The following is a 1,019-nucleotide window of genomic DNA, read 5'->3' on the forward strand; positions in this document are numbered from 1 at the left end:
GGATTCGTTGGGTGAAGTTGGTAGTATCTCCGTTTCTATAACAAATACATTAATACACAAGTAATGGAAGAACGAATGAGTACGTTTAATTTAAGGTTTGGTATCAGCAGGTTATTTGTCGTTATAGTCACTTGCTTAACAGTTGTTGCTTGTAGTGAAAATGGTAAAGATCAAGAAAACCCTGAAGCAGCAATGGCCGCAATGCCGCCACCTCCTGTGACCGTTGCAGAGGTAATACAGGGCGAGGTTAGTGACTGGAAGGAGTATACAGGTCGTCTAGAAGCTTCAGACAGTATTGTCGTCATGCCGCGCACTTCTGGTTACATACTATCGGTAGGCTTTGAAGATGGAGCTTATGTCAAGAAGGGTGACTTGCTATTTCAGGTAGATTATCGAACGGTGCGTGCAGAAGTTCAGCGCCTGGAAGCGGAAGTTAAACGCAATGTAGCGGAAATAGAATTATCTAAACGTGATTTAAAACGAGCAGAAAGTTTACGTAAGAAAAGCGCGATTTCTCAAGAGCAGCTCGATAACAGTCGCACCCGCTTAACTCAAGCTATTGCCGCAGTAGAAAGTGCGAAGGCAGACTTGAAACGAACTAAAGTCCTCGATGCAATCACCACCGTAAAAGCTGAGTTTGATGGCCAGGTTTCTAATGCCCGTGTGAAAAAAGGGAGCTCGGTCATTGCAGGTAGCACAGTGCTGACTACCTTGGTTTCTACTGATAAAACACATGCATATTTTGATGTTGACGAAAAAACCTTTGCTCGTTTGCGTAGCTTAGGAGAAGGCAAGCGTTTGGATGAAATGAATATTCCTGTATTTATGGGGTTGGCGGGTGAAACTACATATCCGCATCAGGGAGTGATCGATTTTGTTGATAATCAGGTTGATATCAGTACGGGTACAATACGACTGCGTGCAGTATTTAGCAATGAAGATGGTAAGTTCACGCCAGGGATGTTTGCGCGGATTAATATGCAGATAGGTGCGAGCTATCCAGGAATTCTTGTTGATGA

1 protein-coding gene is annotated in these 1,019 nt (G+C 43.7%); it reads left to right on the plus strand.

Going from position 1 to position 1,019, the window contains the following annotated elements; genetic code table 11:
• Nucleotides 1–75: 75 nt before the first annotated feature.
• Nucleotides 76–1,019, plus strand: a 944-nt coding sequence (locus tag A3761_RS22195; RefSeq protein ID WP_068750897.1) for an efflux RND transporter periplasmic adaptor subunit, incomplete at its 3' end; no start/stop codon positions are given.

The sequence above is a fragment of the Oleiphilus sp. HI0123 genome, from assembly GCF_001635315.1.